This is a genomic window from Amycolatopsis keratiniphila, assembly GCF_000400635.2.
Lineage (GTDB): Bacteria > Actinomycetota > Actinomycetes > Mycobacteriales > Pseudonocardiaceae > Amycolatopsis > Amycolatopsis keratiniphila.
The window spans coordinates 2,335,188-2,350,810 of the sequence record NC_021252.1; the positions used below are offsets into that span (position 1 = coordinate 2,335,188).

The 15,623-nt window shown below is 68.6% G+C and carries 14 protein-coding genes; 7 read left to right on the forward strand and 7 right to left on the reverse strand.

Annotated elements, in window-relative coordinates:
- Window positions 1-86: 86 nt before the first annotated feature.
- Window positions 87-3,368 (reverse strand): AfsR/SARP family transcriptional regulator, encoded by a 3,282-nt coding sequence (locus AORI_RS51890; protein ID WP_016332562.1) that lies wholly within the window; start codon window positions 3,366-3,368, stop codon window positions 87-89.
- Window positions 3,369-3,490: 122 nt separating this feature from the next.
- Here AORI_RS51890 and AORI_RS51895 point away from each other — a divergent pair, with 122 nt between their 5' ends.
- Window positions 3,491-4,375 (forward strand): NAD(P)-dependent oxidoreductase, encoded by an 885-nt coding sequence (locus tag AORI_RS51895; RefSeq protein WP_016332563.1) that lies wholly within the window; start codon window positions 3,491-3,493, stop codon window positions 4,373-4,375.
- Between the two features lie 8 nt (window positions 4,376-4,383).
- Window positions 4,384-5,148, forward strand: coding sequence for an SDR family oxidoreductase (locus tag AORI_RS51900; protein ID WP_043848675.1), 765 nt, complete (start codon window positions 4,384-4,386; stop codon window positions 5,146-5,148).
- Window positions 5,149-5,167: 19 nt separating this feature from the next.
- On the opposite strand, the gene AORI_RS51905 is transcribed toward AORI_RS51900, so the two are convergent.
- A complete protein-coding gene (locus tag AORI_RS51905; protein ID WP_016332565.1) occupies window positions 5,168-5,506 on the reverse strand; it encodes a MerR family transcriptional regulator in 339 nt (112 codons plus the stop codon).
- Between the two features lie 635 nt (window positions 5,507-6,141).
- On the opposite strand from AORI_RS51905, the gene AORI_RS51910 reads away from it, so the two are divergent.
- A complete protein-coding gene (locus AORI_RS51910) occupies window positions 6,142-6,393 on the forward strand; it encodes a hypothetical protein (protein ID WP_016332566.1) in 252 nt (83 codons plus the stop codon).
- Window positions 6,394-6,400: 7 nt separating this feature from the next.
- Here the strand turns inward: AORI_RS51910 and AORI_RS51915 are convergent, their stop codons facing one another.
- Complete coding sequence (locus AORI_RS51915; RefSeq protein ID WP_016332567.1) at window positions 6,401-8,014, reverse strand: TROVE domain-containing protein; 1,614 nt, start codon at window positions 8,012-8,014, stop codon at window positions 6,401-6,403.
- 318 nt (window positions 8,015-8,332) lie between these two features.
- The gene (locus AORI_RS51920) at window positions 8,333-8,611 is read right to left on the reverse strand and encodes a DUF3892 domain-containing protein (protein WP_016332568.1); all 279 of its coding nucleotides are present in this window, start codon (window positions 8,609-8,611) and stop codon (window positions 8,333-8,335) included.
- Between the two features lie 220 nt (window positions 8,612-8,831).
- Between AORI_RS51920 and AORI_RS51925 the strand changes: the two genes are divergently transcribed.
- Window positions 8,832-9,386, forward strand: coding sequence for a hypothetical protein (locus tag AORI_RS51925; RefSeq protein ID WP_016332569.1), 555 nt, complete (start codon window positions 8,832-8,834; stop codon window positions 9,384-9,386).
- Between the two features lie 15 nt (window positions 9,387-9,401).
- Here AORI_RS51925 and shbA read toward each other — a convergent pair whose 3' ends face one another.
- Complete coding sequence (shbA, locus tag AORI_RS84670; protein WP_016332570.1) at window positions 9,402-10,577, reverse strand: RNA polymerase sigma factor ShbA; 1,176 nt, start codon at window positions 10,575-10,577, stop codon at window positions 9,402-9,404.
- 178 nt (window positions 10,578-10,755) lie between these two features.
- Here shbA and AORI_RS51935 point away from each other — a divergent pair, with 178 nt between their 5' ends.
- Window positions 10,756-11,007 (forward strand): WhiB family transcriptional regulator, encoded by a 252-nt coding sequence (locus AORI_RS51935; RefSeq protein WP_016332571.1) that lies wholly within the window; start codon window positions 10,756-10,758, stop codon window positions 11,005-11,007.
- A 96-nt stretch (window positions 11,008-11,103) separates the two neighbouring features.
- Here the strand turns inward: AORI_RS51935 and AORI_RS51940 are convergent, their stop codons facing one another.
- Window positions 11,104-12,618: an MDR family MFS transporter gene (locus tag AORI_RS51940; protein WP_016332572.1), complete on the reverse strand. Its 1,515-nt coding sequence runs from the start codon at window positions 12,616-12,618 to the stop codon at window positions 11,104-11,106.
- 88 nt (window positions 12,619-12,706) lie between these two features.
- On the reverse strand, window positions 12,707-13,333 hold the full coding sequence (locus AORI_RS51945; RefSeq protein WP_016332573.1) for a TetR/AcrR family transcriptional regulator: 627 nt from the start codon (window positions 13,331-13,333) through the stop codon (window positions 12,707-12,709).
- Between the two features lie 100 nt (window positions 13,334-13,433).
- Between AORI_RS51945 and AORI_RS51950 the strand changes: the two genes are divergently transcribed.
- Both AORI_RS51950 and AORI_RS51955 read left to right on the forward strand, forming a co-directional pair.
- Complete coding sequence (locus AORI_RS51950; RefSeq protein ID WP_016332574.1) at window positions 13,434-14,177, forward strand: decaprenylphospho-beta-D-erythro-pentofuranosid-2-ulose 2-reductase; 744 nt, start codon at window positions 13,434-13,436, stop codon at window positions 14,175-14,177.
- Between the two features lie 175 nt (window positions 14,178-14,352).
- The gene (locus AORI_RS51955; RefSeq protein ID WP_016332575.1) at window positions 14,353-15,552 is read left to right on the forward strand and encodes an LCP family protein; all 1,200 of its coding nucleotides are present in this window, start codon (window positions 14,353-14,355) and stop codon (window positions 15,550-15,552) included.
- Window positions 15,553-15,623 lie beyond the last annotated feature (71 nt).

Consider the following 15,623-nt stretch of genomic DNA (forward strand, 5'->3'; position numbering starts at 1 on the left):
CTCCTGCCCCCCAGTCACGACTGCCGCCGGAAAGATCATCGTAACCGCCGGGCTCGCCTCTCCCGAAGCACCAGATGTACGAACTTTCAGCTAATTTCGCAATCCACCCCGGACGCGGTCCGGCTGTGCGCGTGGTCGCAGGTGACGATGGTGTCGAGCCCGGTTTCCTGTCCGTGGTGGAACGCGGTGGCGAAAGCACCGTCGCCGAGGGCTTGCCGGATCCTGGCGGTGATGCGATCGATGTCGCCGTGTTCGGCGGGTGGCATCGGTGCTCCCGCTGATCGCCTGAGCATGGCGGCTGCGCCCAGCAGCCTGGCGGCGTGGTCGTGACGGTCGGCCAGCGAGTGCGCGCCGGCGAGTCCTTCGAGGGCGAGCGCTATCGCCCGACGATCGCCGGTGGACCGGGCGGCGGCGTACCCGTCGAGCTGTAGCGCGAGCGCCGCCCGGGTGTCGCCGCGTAGTTCCGCGATGAAGCCGAGTTCGGCGAGGATCAGCGTGAGACCGGGGGTTCCCTTCCATCGGCGGCACCAGTCGAGCCAGTTGCGCAGGTGGGTTTCGGCGACGTCGAGTCGGCCTTGACGCCGGGCGCCGAGCCCGAGGCCGACTTCGGCGTGTTGGATGCCCCATTGGTAGGACTGTTCGGTGGCCAGCCGCATCGCACGGGTGTGGAGTTGCTTCGCAGTGGCGTAGTCGCCCGCGAGCAAGGCGCTCCGGCCCAGGCTGGACAGCTCGTGGGCGGCTTCGGTCCACAGTCCGAGTTCCTCGGCGTTGCGCAGTCCTTGACGCCGGAAGAGTGCGGCTTGCTCGTAGTCGCCGGTGGCTTCGGCGAGCATGGCGAGGAGCTGGCCGGCCTTCAGCTGCCCCCACCTGTCACCGAGTTCTTCGAAAAGGGCGAGGCTCTCACGGCCGAGTCGCGCGGCTTCGGGAAGATCTCCTTCGGCGAGGACGAACGCTCCCATGGTCGAGGTGGCCGCGATGCCCCAGCGGTCCCCGATGGCGTGGAAGGCCGACCGGAGGCGGTTTATCCATCCGTCGGTCGTGACGGTGGTGCCGAAGCCGAGCTGGGCGAAGACCAGGAACCATTCGGCGAAGGCCCGTGCCGCGGGGTCGTCGACGCTCTTGTGCAGCGTGTCCAAGGCGTGTTCGGGAGTGGTCGTGTCCGCCTCGGCGTTGTCGCGGATCAGCAGCGTGATACCCGTTCGCCAGACGGTGGCGATGGCTCTTGCCGCGGCGGGTGCGGTTCCTTCGAGGTCCAGGACGCGGTTCAGTGTCCGGCGTGCTTCTCCGAGCCTGCCGCGCAGGAACCAGTACCAGCTCAAGGCGTTGGCGAGCCTGAGGGCCCAGGCCGCTTGGCCGTGCCGGATCGCGTGGTCCAGCGCCCGGTGGAGGTTGGCGGTCTCGGTGTCCAGCCGCCGGAGCCAGTGTCGCTGGTGCCCGCCGCGCAACCGCGGCTCGGCATGTTCGGCGAGCTCGATGTAGTACCTGTGATGCCGATGCCGGATCCGGGTGGACTCACCCGCTTCGTGCAGGCGTTCGTGGCAGTAGGCCGCGACGGATTCGAGCAGACGGTATCGGGGGCCGTCCGTGGTCTCGGTCATCACGACCAGCGAACGGTCGACCAGCCGGGCCAGCAGGTCGACGATCGCGTTCCGCGGTACGCCGTCTCCGGCGCAGGTTTCTTCGGCCGCCTCGATGGTGCAGCCCCCGGCGTGGACGGACAGACGGCGCAGGACGACGCGTTCGGCTTCGGTGAGGAGCTCCCAGCTCCAGTCGATCATCGCCCGCAGGGTTCGCTGACGGGCCGGGGCGCCCCGTTTCCCGTTGGTCAGCAGCGGAAACCGGTCGTCGACCCGGGCGGCGAGCTCACGGACGCCCAGGGCGCGGGTTCGGGTGGCGGCCAGTTCGAGGGCCAGCGGAATCCCGTCGAGCGCGCGGCAGACCGTGGCGACTGCGTCGGCGTTGTCCTGGTTCAAGGTGAACTCAGGCGTGGCGGCCGTTGCCCGTGCTACGAACAGTTGCACGGCACCGGATCGGCGAACGGCTTCGATCGGCGCGCCGGGGGCAGGTGGTTCGAGTGGTGCGACCGGCCATAACAGCTCCCCGTCCACCTCGAGCGGCTGCCTGCTGGTCGCCAGGATGCGCAGCTCTGGCGCGGCCGACAGAAGCCGGTCGGTGAGCTCGGCGACGGGCTCGATCACGTGCTCGCAGTTGTCGAGGACCAGGAGAAGCCTTCTCGCTCGCAGCGCGGCAGCGAGGTGTTCGATCGAGGTGGCCGGCTTCGTCGCGGGGAGCGGGATCGTGGTGGGGTCCGCCCGGATGCCGAGGACCGTGGTCACCAGGTCCACGAGGGCGCTGAGTGAACTGGGCCTGCCCGAGCGGGTGCTGTGGTCCAGTTCGGCCAGTTCGGCCAGCCAGACGCCGTCGGGGAAGGTGCCGGCCAGTTGCGTGGCGACCTCCACCGCCAGCCGGGTCTTGCCGACACCACCAGGACCGGTCAGGGTCACCAGCCGGGCGGCGGTGACCTGCGAACGTACGTCGGTGACCGCGTCCGCCCTGCCGACCAGTGCGGTCAGGGCGGTGGGCAGGTTGGTGCGAGGCGCCGGAGTGGTCGGTGCCGCACCGAGGTGGGGCGCTCGCTCCAGAATCGCTTGATGCAGGGCGGCGAGTTCGGGACCGGGATCCAGCCCCAGGTCCTCGGCCAGCCGATGACGCAGAGTGCCGTAGCTGGTGAGTGCGTCATTCTGCCGGCCGGCGCGGTACAGCGCCCGCATGTGGACGGCGCGGAGGCGTTCTCTCAGCGGGTGACGGCCGACCAATTCGCTCAGCTCGACGGCCAGATCGGCTGGATCCTCCCACGCCAGCCTCGCCTCGGTCCGTTCCTCCACGGCGAGAAGCCGCTGTTCCTCCAGTCGTTGCACGGTGGGTCCGGCGAACTCCGCGTCGCGGAAGTCGGCGAACGCCGGACCTCGCCACAGCTCCAGCGCCTCCGACAGCAGCCGGGCCTTCGCGACCGGTTCGCCGGTGGCTCTTGCCTGCGAGATCAGGGCCCGGAACCGGCCGGTGTCGACCATCTCCGGATCGACGCGCAGCAGATATCCGGGTGGCTGCGACACCACCAGGTCCCGCCCGCCTGGTTCGGCGTCTTCCAAAGCCTTCCGAAGCTGCCAGACCCGCGTTTGCAAGGTCTTCAGCGGATTGAGCGGAAGCTGCCCGCCCCACAGATCGTCGATGAGCCGGTCGGCTGACACGGGCCTTCCCTGGTTGATCAGCAGAACGGCGAGTAGCGCGCGGACTTTCGACTCCTTGACGGTGACCGGAGACCCTCCCGTCGTCCACACCGCCAGCGGACCCAGCACCCCGAAACGCACGGCACAACGGTAACCGGCGGACGACCGGGCCGGACCGCGCAGGCCCAGCCTAGGCGCGACCTAGACCAGACCTGGTGCGGCCGGCCGCACGGTGGTGTCGGTACTGATGTGAAGGAGTTCGCGTGAACGAACGGAAAGAACCCATCCCGGTGACGGTCGTCGGCCTCGGCGCGATGGGCATGGCACTGGCCTCGGCGTTCCTGGCGGCCGGCCATCCCACGACCGTCTGGAACCGGTCAGCCGGCAAGGCCGACGACCTCGTCGCCGCCGGCGCGGCACGCGCGGCCACGATCACCGAGGCGCTCACCGCGAGCCCGCTGGTGATCACCTGTCTGCTGGATTACCCGGTCCTGCACCAGGTCCTCGACCCGTCGGGAGGTGCCCTGGCCGGCCGGACACTGGTGAACCTCACCAACGGCACACCGGAGCAGGCTCGCGAAACCGCCACCTGGGCGGCAAGACACGACGTCGGCTACCTCGACGGCGGCATCATGGCCGTGCCCGCGATGATCGGCCGACCGGAGGCCCTCGTCCTGTACAGCGGCTCACAGGCTGCCTTCAACCAGCACGAGCAGACGCTGAACCGGATGGGGGGCAGCAGGTACGTCGGCGCGGATCCGGGTTCGGCGTCCCTCTACGACCTGGCTCTGCTCAGCGCGATGTACGGACAGTTCGCCGGTGCTCGCCACGCGCTCGCCCTCGTCGGGACGGAGAACGCCGACCTGCCGGAGTTCACCTCGTCCCTGCTGATCCCCTGGCTCACCGCGACGATGATCGGGTTGCCCGTCCTCGCCCAGCAGGACACGGCCCAGGACTCCGATTCCCCGTCCGGCATGCAAGCGGTGGCGATCGCCAACATCGTTGACGCCAGCAACGCCCAGGGAGTCGACGGCGATCTGCTTTCCCACCTGCTCATCCCCATGAGGGACCTCATCGGCCGCCGGGCCGCGGGCCGCTCACTCGACGACCTCGTCGACCTGATCAACCGCCCGGAACAAGGAAAGTGACGAAACACGTGAACAACCACTCGGACAAGAAAGCCGTCGTCGCCGGCGGGACTCACGGCATGGGACTCGCGGTCGTCAAAGCCCTCCTCGACGGAGGCGCGGAGGTTCTGCTGACCGGCCGCAACGAGAAGTCCATCGAAACGGTTCGGACCGAACTCGCCGGCCGGCCGGCGCACATCGTCCGCTCCGACGCCACGAGCATGGCCGACATCCGCGCCCTCGGCGGAGACGTCGAGAACAAGCTCGGCCGCATCGACTTCCTCTTCGTCAACATCGGGCACGCCAGGCTCGAACCGTTCGATCAGGTGACCGAGGCCTCCTACGACCAAAGCTTCGACACCAACACCAAGGGAGCGTTCTTCACCGCCCAGCGCCTGGCCCCGCTCATCCGAGACGGCGGCTCGATCGTCTTCACCACGTCCATCGCCGACGAGGGCGGAACCGACGCCCTGACCGTCTACTCCGGAGCGAAAGCCGCTGTCCGGGCCATCGCCAAGGGCATCGCGAGCGCGCTGCTGCCCCGGGGAATCCGGGTGAACGTGATCAGCCCCGGCTTCATCGACACCCCGACCATGGGGATCACCGGAATGACCCACGAGGACCGTGACGCCTTCATGGCGATGGGTGACCAGGTGACCCCCATGAAGCGACACGGCACGGTCGAGGAGATCGCCGCGGCGGTGCTGTTCCTCGCCTTCGACGCCACCTTCACCACCGGTGCCAGGCTTACCGTCGATGGCGGCATCGGCCAAGGAATCGCCGCACCACAGTAGATTCCGACGACCTGACTCCTTATTCGGCGGTGCGGAGTTCGTCGTTCTGGCGCTGGGCTTCGTGGAGCTGGTCTTCGAGGGAGACGATGCGGCACGCGGCGTCGACAGCCGTGCCTTGATCGACCAGTTCCCGTACGCGGGCGGCGATGCGCAGCTGGTGCCGGGAGTAGCGGCGGTGCCCGCCTGCCGAGCGCTGGGGTGTGATCAGCCCGGCTTCGTCGAGGCTGCGCAAGAAGTTCTGGGTGGCGCCCAGCATGTCCGCGGCGCGGCCCATCGTGTAGGCGGGGTAGTGGTCGTCGTCGAACTTGTCGGCACCACCGGAAACGGTGGCCGGGGTCTCGCGTTGGTCAGGAATCATTCCACCTCCACATCACAAGGGACCCCGGGCGCCACGTGCGGCGCCCGGGGTCCCAGGGTCGGGTTTCACCATTGTCTACCGACCGTGAGGCCGGTGGTGTGCATCCGCGGTGTCCGTCCGAGAGGCGGACGATGCGGAGATCGCTGATTCGTAACCGAGAACCACCTTCCAATCCGATGGGCCTGCGGTACCCGCGCGGCATTACTGCCCAGCCGCCGCGGGCGATCCAATGATGGTCCCTGTCCCTTCTTTCCTGTGTTTCTCTCTTACCGGGTACTGCAACTTCGCACTGCGTTCACTGCAACTGCACTGTTCCGCCGGGATCGGCCTTGCTGTTCACGTGTTCACATCCCGATCCCGGTACTTCTCCGGTCACCAGCCGAAACCTGTTCACTGATCGGCTTCGTCCTGCCTGACCGTCTTGTCTCACTCCGCGGGCAGTTCCGTTATCTCCCGCGCCTGCTTGACGTTGTCTCTCTCGGTACGAGAAGAACACTACACCCACCCGAAGTTGAATGTCTACCTTCGCCAGCATAGATTTTCTGCTGCCTGGGTGTGAAGAATCCCCGGCGCGACAGATCCGCAGGTCGATGCGGGGACGGCGACGAACGACATCACTCGAAAGGGCAAGCGGGATGACCGACTCGACCGCACGGCAGGACCCGTTCGGCCTGACCGGGGTGCGCGACCACGAGGAGTACGTCGCCGCCCTCAAGCGCTTGGCCGAGCAGGGCCGCCGCGAACGCTGCGTCGCGCTGCTGTCGGAGACCGAGGCCCACGTCGTCGCGGAACTGCTGGGCCAGTACGCCCTCCACAACCCCGCCGGACAACTCAACCAGCTCGCCGCCACACTCGCGGCACGGCTCTACAGCCGCCTCGGCGCCTGAACGCGACTCAGAACGGCCAGTCCGCGTTCCGCCCCGCTTCGAGGAGCGGGATCATCGTGAAAGCGGCGTCCGTGAGGCCGCCGAAGGTGTGCCGGTTACCCCGCCCGGACGTCGAGTGGCCGCGCTCGTAGCCCGCGAGGTTCCACGTGTACAACGCAGTGTCCTTCGGCACGGCCTGGCCGACGTTGCCGGACGAGTGCTGTTCGTCGGTCAGGATCACCACCCGGTCGTGGTGGCCGGGACGCAGGTGACGCTGGATCGCGCCGACGGTGTCGGTGCCCGCGCCGATGAAGTAGCCGCCGTTCTTCCATCGGTCGAGCCCACGCAGCAGCGACTCGCCGGCGGGCACGTCGAAGGACTTCGAGCCGGTGCCGCCGTAGTAGCCGTTCGAGAACGACACGACGTCCGCCGTCTCGCAGCGGGCGCCGAGCGCGATCCCGAAGATCGCGGCCGCGTCCCAGCGCATCAGCGTGCCGTCCTTGCTGAAACCCGCGTTCATCGAACCCGAGGTGTCGACGAAGATCAGCGTCCGCCCGGCGAGCCGCGGCACGTTCGCCAGCGACTGGGCGATCGCCTTTTCCAGCGCGTACGACCAGCGAAGCGACGGCGCCGCCCGGTACGCGGAGAGGAACCTCATCGGGAACTGCCGCGACTTCGCGACCTGGTCCGGATCGGCCAATCGCGCCGCGACCCCTTCGGCGACCTCGTCGGACACACCGGCCTCGTCGAAGTTCCGGAGGTTCCGAAGCAGCGCCATGTAGCCCATGGAAGGGATCACGGCTTCCCAAGCGCGCGCGTCCATCGGGCCCTGCAGCCAGCCCGCCAGGGACTCCCACGTCATACCGGCCCGCCGGAGGACGGACCGCGCGGTGTCGAGTTCGGGGCGGCTGAAGAGAGCGCGCCGCTTCTCCTTGTCCCACGCCATGAGCTCCGCGCGGGCGCCGAGGACCTCCAGTTCGGCGGGGATCTCGCGGCCGGGGTTGAACCGGACGTCGACGATGTGCTCGAACAGGGCGTCCTGCACCGGGTCCTTCGGGTCCGGGTGGGCCAGGCCGAGGACGTCCGCGAACCGGAAGGCGCGGGCGCCGGAGTCCCACTTGAGGAACGACTTCTCGTCGAAGAGCCGGACGGCCGCGTCCGCGATGCCACGCTTGAGCGGCTTCGGGATCCTCTTGCCGTACAGGGAGGTCCAGTACGCGAGCAGTTCGCCGGGTTCGTCGGCGCGCTGGAGCACCGAGCCGACGACGGCGCGGTTGGCGACGGGGGCGACATACGACGGGTCACCGGCGAGCCGGGCGCGGACGTATTCGGCGGCGCCGACGATCGCGGCGGTCCGCATGTTCGCCTCCGAGCGGAGCCAGCGCAGGAACCGCGCGGTCCACTCGGGGTCGGCCAGTGCCGTCTCCCGGACGAGGTCCGCGTACCGCGCGTCGCGCTGGTCGCCGGTCTCGTAGAAGGTGTTCTCGCCGACCATGTTGGTGACGGCGAGCAGGAACAGCTCGGACTTGGTGTCCCGCGCGTAGCCGTCTCCGCCTTGGTGGGTGACGCCGCCGGGGCGCCGCTCACCGACGATCGGTGAGCTCGTGGCCGGCCGTGTACCGGTGGTGTTGAACTTCGACACCCTCGACTCTCGTTTCGTTCGAGGGAAGCCGCGATTCCGGATGAGGCCCGAGAAAAAGTCGGTGACGGTGGTGGTCCAATGCTCTACCGACTGAGCTACCGGCGGGATGACCGCCGGGCGGGGCTCGAACCCGCGACCCTTGGATAAAGGAAGTAACCGTCGCCTGCGCACCGGGCACATCCGGAATTGTGGCTCCCGAGAAATTGTCGGTAACGGTGCCTGTGAAAGAGGAAGTAACCGTTACCCGCGCACCGGGAGTGCTCGCTCAACCTAACAGAGCGCTCATGTGCCCGTCTCCGGATTTACCGGCCCGCCGTCTCAGAAGCGGGGAAGCTCCAGCAGGTTGTTCTTCCAGATCCCGTCCGCGCGCGTGCGGAGGAATTTCGGGCCGAAGGTCGGCTTGATGATCTCCACGGCCACCCGGTGGATCCCCTCGTCCACGTAGGCCTTCCCGTCGTCGTCCTCGAGCCACGCCACGATCGCCGAAACGAAACTCTCGCCGGTCTCGCCGCTGCCGGGGTTGACCCAGCGCAGCTTCGTGATGCTTTCGTGGAACTTCCCACCTTCGAGCCGTGCTGCGATGATCTTGATGGCCATGGTGCTACCTCTTCGGCTGGGTGCCCTCGAAGCGAACAGGGGTAAAGCGGTACTCGCCACCTGCCCGCACCCCGTTACGCCGTCCGGTCGCCGTGCCCCGAACGTTACGAGTTCGAGGGCGGGGTGTCGTTCTGAGTCAGATGACGCAGACCGCGCGCGTAGCGCCATGTCACCGTCCTCACGCCGCCGGGAACACCGGACGGCGGAAAGGGGAACGGACATGTGCGCTGCCCACAAGACATCGGCCCTGGCGGGAGTCGCACTGGCGGCGGCGGTCCTGAGCGGCTGCGCGCCGGATCCGGCGCCGGCGGCCCAGGAGGCGGCGCCTTCGCAGTCTGCGGCGGTGGCCTGGATGAACGGCTTCTGCGGCGCGGTCAAGGACTTCATCGACGGCAACAACAAGATGTCGTCGGCGAGCGGTGAGACCCTGGAGGCCGTCAAGAAGAGCACGAGCGACCAGCTCGGGCATTACGCCGCGATCCTGGCCGAGACGGTCGACGGCCTCGGCGCGCTGCCCGCCGCTCCGGTTCCGGCCGGAGACGCGGCGAAGCGGGAGTTCCTCGCGAAGTACACCTCGGCGCGCGACAAGACCGTGAAAGCGAAGGCGGCTCTGGACGCTGCGGGTGCGAACGACACCGCGGCGCAAAGCCGTGCCGTGGAAGGGCTCCTCGCCGCTCAGAAGGACACGCACGGCGCGCTCGACCCGGTCGCGGCCGTCCTGGGCGCACCGGAGCTGAAGACGGCCGCGGCGAGCGCGGAACGCTGCCGCCCTTGAGTCGTGCCGCCACCTTCACTCTTCGGCGAGGATCTTCCGCAACCGCGTCAAAGCGCGGTGCTGCGCCACCCGCACGGCTCCGGCCGTCGAGCCGACCACGGCGGCGGTCTCCTCCGCGGACAGGCCCACGACGATCCGCAACACGACGATCTCCCGCTGCTTGTCCGGCAGGATCCGCAGCAGTTCACCCATCCGGTCGCTCAATTCGTTGTGCAGCGCCCGCTGTTCCGGGCCCACGGATTCCGAGATCCCGTCGGGGACTTCGGCGACGGGCTCCGTGCGGTTGCGGGCGGCGGCACGGCGGGCGTCGGCGACCTTGTGCTGGGCGATGCCGTAGACGAAGGCGAGGAACGGCCGCCCCCGTTCGCGATAGGTCGGCAGCGCGCGCAGGATCGCCACGCAGACCTCCTGCGCGACGTCGTCCGCCGAGGCGTACGTCCGTTCCTGTCTGCCGATCCGTGACCGGCAGTACCTGATCACGAGCGGCCGCACGGTGGTCAGCAGCTGGTTCAGCGCGCGCGGGTCGCCTTTCCCGGCGGCCGCGACGGGTTCGTCGAGGGTGTACCACTGCGACGGCGTCACCTGTTCGGGTTCCGACTCCGCCGGGGTTCCGGGGGCGACCAGGGCGAGTTCCCGGACCATCGCGCGGTTCTTGATCCGGGCGAGGGTGTCTTCGGCGTCGAGTCCCATCCGCAGGGCGTCGAGGAAGGCGCCGTTGGCGCCGTCCAGCCGGTCGGCGAACCCGGGATCGTGCTCCGCCAGCCGGCCCCGCGCGTGGCGCAGGGTCGCGCCGACCGCCTCGCCGGCGATCCCGAGCACCCCGGCGATCTCCCGCGCCGAATAGCCGTCCATCGTCCAGGCCATGGCCAGTTGCTGGCGTTTCGGCAGGCTCCCCAGCATCGTCAGGACGGCCGACGCCTCGTCGGCGAGAGCGGTGAGCTTGTCTTCCCGGCCGGCGTCGGCGGAGGCCCAATCGGCCCGGACCGCGGTCTGCTCCTTCGCCCGGCGAAGCCCGACGCGGCGGACCCACGCCTCCGGCTGGGTGATGCCCTGCCAGTCTTCGTAGGCGTTGAGCATCGCCTCCGCGGCCGCGTCGCGCGCCGGGTCCAGCGCGAAGCCCGCCTTGCACAGAAAGCCGGTGAGCAGCGGAAATTCGGCGTGGAAGAACTCGTCGAACCCTTCGTGGCCCATCACCCGCACTCACCGCTCTCAGCCGCCTGACGCGAATGCCCTCACAGGACAGGTGCAGTGAGCGGGCCGCTGAGTGTAACGATTCGGTCAAGGTGATGTTTGCGGTGCGTACGAGGACGGATACCCGGAAGTCGTTTGACGGGGAAGGGAAAATCGGAAAAAAGGAGGTGATAGGAAAATGGAAATGAGGATGGCGGGTGACCTGAGTGAGGCCGCTTGCCGCGGTGAGGATCCCGAACTGTTCTTCCCGGTCACCGAAACCGGCCCCGGCGCACGTCAAGCGGCCAGGGCGAAGGCCGTCTGCGCGCGGTGCCCGGTCGTATCGGCCTGTCTGGCCTATGCCGTGGACAACGGATTGGCCCACGGCGTTTTCGGCGGGCTGACCGGCAGCGAACGACGCCACTTGATTCGCGTCGGCAACGCTGCCTGAAACCACGTGCTCGCGTTCATCGAATTTCCACCGTGTTCTTCGTGCGCGCGAAAAGAGGGGCCCGGTTCCGCGAACCGGGCCCCTCCGTCGTGGCGATCAGGCGGCGGCGGTCTCCTCGGCCAGCCGCTCGTTGCCCGACTGGGTCTTGAGCGGCTTGTGCTTGAGGAAGGCGACGGCGACGATCACCAGCAGCGCGATCGGCGCGCTGATCAGGAACAACTCGCTGGTCGCCTCCCCGTAGGCCTCGCGGACGACGTTCGCGACCGGTTCGGGCAGCGTGGCGATGTTCGGCACCGCGCCGCCTTCGCCACCGCCGGGCAGCGGCCCGAGCTTTTCGCTCATCAGCGCGAGGACCCGGTTCGCGAGCACCGCGCCCAGCGCGCTCACCCCGATCGAGCCGCCGAGGCTGCGGAAGAACGACAGGGTCGACGTCGCCGTGCCGAGGTCGTGCGCCTCGACGTCGTTCTGCGACACCAGGACCAGGTTCTGCATCAGCATGCCGACGCCGACACCCAGCAGCACCATGTACGCGCCCAGGACGACCAGGTTCGTCTTCGCGTCGATGGTGCCCAGCAGCGCCAGGCCCGCGGTCATCAGCGCCGCGCCGAGCAGCAGGTGGCTCTTCCACTTGCCGGTGCGGCTGATCAGCTGACCCGAGACCGTGGACGACACGAGGATGCCGAAGATCATCGGCAGGCTCAGCAATCCGGCCACCGTCGGCGACTTGCCGAGCGACAGCTGGAAGTACTGCGACAGGAACACCGTCCCGCCGAACATCGCCACACCGACGAGGAAGCTCGCGAGGGTGGTGAGGGTGACCGTGTGATTGCGGAACAGGGTCAGCGGGAGGATCGGCTCGGCCACCTTCGACTCGACGTAGACGGCGAGGGCGAGGATGACCACGCCCGCGGTCACCAGGCCGACCGTCCACCACGAGCCCCACGCGAACTGGTGCCCGGCCAGCGACGACCAGACCAGCAGCGTCGAGACACCGGCCATGATCAGGAACGCGCCGAGGTAGTCGACCTTCACGTCACGCCGGATCGTCGGCAGGTTCAGCGTGCGCTGCAGCAGCAGGATCGCTGCGATCGCGAACGGGACCCCGAGGAAGAAGCACCAGCGCCAGCCGAGCCACGACGTGTCCACCATGACCCCGCCGATCAGCGGGCCCGCGATGGTCCCGACGGCGAACACGGCACCGAAGATCCCCGAGTACTTCCCGAGCTCACGCGGCGACACGATGGCCGCCATGATCACCTGCGCGAGCGCGGTGAGCCCGCCCGCGCCGATGCCCTGGGCGACCCGGCTGCCGATCAGGAGCTCGATGTTGCCGGCGAACCCGGCGACCAGCGAACCGACCACGAACAATCCGAGCGAGAGCTGGATCAGCAGCTTCTTGTTGTACAGATCGGAAAGCTTGCCCCAGAGCGGCACCGTCGCGGTCATCGCGAGCAGTTCGGTGGTGACCACCCAGGTGTAGGAGGCCTGCGAGCCGCCGAGTTCGGAGACGATACGGGGCAACGCGTTCGCGACCACGGTCGAGGCGAGGATGGCGACGAACATGCCCATCATCAGCCCCGACATCGCTTCGAGGACCTGTTTGCGGCCCATCGAGCCCGCCGGGGCCTCCGGTTCTCGTGGTTCGGTCGTGGATACGGACATGGTGGTCCCCCTTCGTGTTCCTGTGGTGCCGGGCGCGTCAGCGCGCGCGGCCGCCGGGCTCGGGGAGCCCGGCGAGAAGCAGTTCGACGGCGTCGTCCAGCAGGTCGAGCGCGGACATCCGGCCGTCGTGCTGGTACCAGAGCATCAGCACGGCGTTGACCGCGCCGCCGAGCGTGGACAGCAGCAGCGTCGGGTACAGCTCGGCCTTGGGATCCACGCCCGTGCGGCGGGCGATCGCCTCGATCAGCGGCGCGATGGTGTCGTGGTTCATGGCCACCGCGCGCGAATGCAGGGTGGCGTTCTCCTGGATGGCCTTCATCCGGCCGAGCCACTCTTCGCGGTTCTCGTCGACTTGGGCGAAGTCTTCCTTCAGCGCGTCCACGAAAGCGCGGGGCGTGCTGACTTCCTTCGGCGTGGCAAGGAACTTCTCGATGGTGCGCTGGGTCCGCTCGGCGGTGTCGGCGTACGCGATGACGACAGCGTCCTCTTTGGACGCGAAGTAGTTGAAGAACGTGCGCGGGGAAACCCCCGCCGCCGCGCTGATGTCCTCGACCGTCACCTGGTCCAGGCCGCGTTCGGCGACGAGCCGGACGGCGGTGGTCGCCAGCGCGCGGTGGGTTTCCAGCCGTTTGCGCTCGCGGAGACCTTTGACGGGTTCGGGCATGGGCACCACGATACGCGCAAAGATGCAGATACTGCAAAATTGCAGTTTGTGAACCGTGCCACCGCCGACCGGCGCCGGGCCGGATGGCAGACTGCGTCGGGTGAGCGGAACGGTGCTGGTACTGGGCGGACGCAGCGAGATCGGCCTCGCGGTCGCGGAACGGCTCGCCAAGGGCGGGGCGCGCCGGATCGTGCTGGCCGCGCGACGGAGCGCGGACCTCGGCGCGGAGTCCGAGCGGCTGCTGGCCGCGGGCGCGGAGACCGTCGACGCCGTCGAGTTCGACGCCGACGACCTCGCCGGGCACGGTCCGCTCCTGGAGAAGGTCGTCGCGGAGCATGGGCCGCTCGACGTCGTCGTCACCGCGTTCGGGATCCTCGGCGACCAAGCGCGGGCGGAAGCGGACGCCGGACACGCCGTCGCGATCGTCCACACCGACTATGTGGCACATGTGAGTGTGCTGACGCATGTGGCCAATGTGCTTCGTGAGCAAGGAAACGGCAGCCTCGTGGTCTTCTCCTCGGTCGCCGGGGTGCGGGTCCGGCGGGCGAACTACGTCTACGGATCGGCGAAGGCGGGCCTTGACGGTTTCGCGAGCGGGCTGGCCGACGCCCTGCACGGCACCGGGGTGCGGCTGCTGCTCGTCCGGCCCGGGTTCGTGATCGGCCGGATGACCGAGGGCATGTCGCCGGCCCCGTTCTCCAGCACTCCCGATCAGGTCGCCGACGCGACGGTCGCCGCGCTCCGGAAGGGCCGGGTAACGGTGTGGGTGCCGGGACTCCTGAGGCCGATGTTCGCGGTGATGCGCGTGGTGCCACGCGCGATCTGGCGCCGGATGCCCCGCTAGGGAAGCGCTGCGTGGTCGGTCCGGCGCTCGGTGTCGCGACCGGCTGTCTGCTTGATCACTTCGAATGGTCCGAACGGGCTTTAAGACCCGGTTATGACACGTTTCTCAGGTAATTCCCAGCTAACGCGGTGATCCTCGAATCCGGGGGATCATTCACGGAAGCGGGGAGAAGGTCGTGCTGCTCACGTCGCGAGGACGGCGGATCGGCGGCCGCGTCGCACTGGGCCTGGTGTCGACGGCCGTACTGGGGGTCACGGGTTTCGCGTGGACGCAGTTGAGCCGTTTGGACGAAGGGATCGTCACGGCCGATGTGATCGCCCCCTCCGCGCAGGTGCCCGACGGCCCGGCGGGCGAACCGCTGAAGGTGGCGCAGAACATCCTGCTCGTCGGAATCGACTCCCGGACCGACACCAACGGGAACCCGTTGCCGCAGAACGTCCTCGACGCGTTGCACGCCGGAAGCGGCGACGACGGCGGCGACACCACCGACACCATGATCGTGGTCCACATCCCGGCGGGCGGCACGGGTGCCACGGCCATCTCCATCCCACGTGATTCCTATGTGGACATCGCGGGCGGGTTCGGCAAGCACAAGATCAATTCGGCGTACAGCCGCGGCAAGAACGCCGCGATGAACACGCTGCGCGCCCAAGGGCTGTCCGGCCCGCAGCTCGAGGTCAAGGCCAACGAGGCGGGCGCCAAACTCACGATCCAGACGATCGAGCAGTTCACGGGCTTGTCCATCAACCACTACGCCGCCGTCAACCTCGCCGGGTTCTCCGCGCTGAGCGAAGCCGTCGGCGGTGTCGAGGTCTGCCTCAACAACCCCGTGCAGGACAAGTTCTCCGGCGCGTCGTTCCCCGCGGGCAAGCAGTTGCTTTCGGGCCCGCAGGCGCTGGCCTTCGTGCGGCAGCGGCACGGCCTGCCCAGCGATCTGGACCGCATCGCGCGGCAGCAGGCGTTCCTGTCGAGCATGGCCAAGACCGTCCTCGACGCCGGGACCTTCACCGACCCCACCAGGCTGAGCTCCCTGATCGGCGCGATCCAGGGCTCGGTCGTGCTCGATCGCGGCTGGGACGTGCTCAGCTTCGCGCAGCAGCTGCGGGGGATGAGCTCGGGAGCGCTGAAGTTCCAGACGATCCCGGTGCAGAGCCTCTCCCTGCCGACGCCGTCCGACGGCGACGCGGTGAAGGTCGATCCGGCCGAGGTGAAGGCGTTCGTGAAGTCCGCGCTGAACGCGACGACCGTCGCCGCGGTGGGGGACCCGACGGGCGGGATCGGGATCAAGCCGGTGGCGGCCACTTCTTCGATCGCCGCGCCGCCTTCGTCGTCGAAGTCTTCCGTGCCGCCCGCGATGGCCGGCTGCGTGAACTGAGGCTCGACGACCGGGGACGGTTCCGGTGTGGGCATGGCGAGGGGCCCGTCGCCGGTAGGTCGTCGGCTGCC

Excerpts from the sequence above, each read along its gene's own strand:
- AORI_RS51935 (WP_016332571.1), top strand. The coding sequence starts at position 10,756 with ATGGAAATGAGGATGGCGGGTGACCTGAGTGAGGCCGCTTGCCGCGGT.
- AORI_RS51910 (WP_016332566.1), top strand. The coding sequence starts at position 6,142 with ATGACCGACTCGACCGCACGGCAGGACCCGTTCGGCCTGACCGGGGTG.
- AORI_RS51920 (WP_016332568.1), bottom strand. The coding sequence starts at position 8,611 with ATGGCCATCAAGATCATCGCAGCACGGCTCGAAGGTGGGAAGTTCCAC.
- AORI_RS51905 (WP_016332565.1), bottom strand. The coding sequence starts at position 5,506 with ATGATTCCTGACCAACGCGAGACCCCGGCCACCGTTTCCGGTGGTGCC.
- AORI_RS51925 (WP_016332569.1), top strand. The coding sequence starts at position 8,832 with ATGTGCGCTGCCCACAAGACATCGGCCCTGGCGGGAGTCGCACTGGCG.
- AORI_RS51940 (WP_016332572.1), bottom strand. The coding sequence starts at position 12,618 with ATGGGCCGCAAACAGGTCCTCGAAGCGATGTCGGGGCTGATGATGGGC.
- shbA (WP_016332570.1), bottom strand. The coding sequence starts at position 10,577 with ATGGGCCACGAAGGGTTCGACGAGTTCTTCCACGCCGAATTTCCGCTG.
- AORI_RS51945 (WP_016332573.1), bottom strand. The coding sequence starts at position 13,333 with ATGCCCGAACCCGTCAAAGGTCTCCGCGAGCGCAAACGGCTGGAAACC.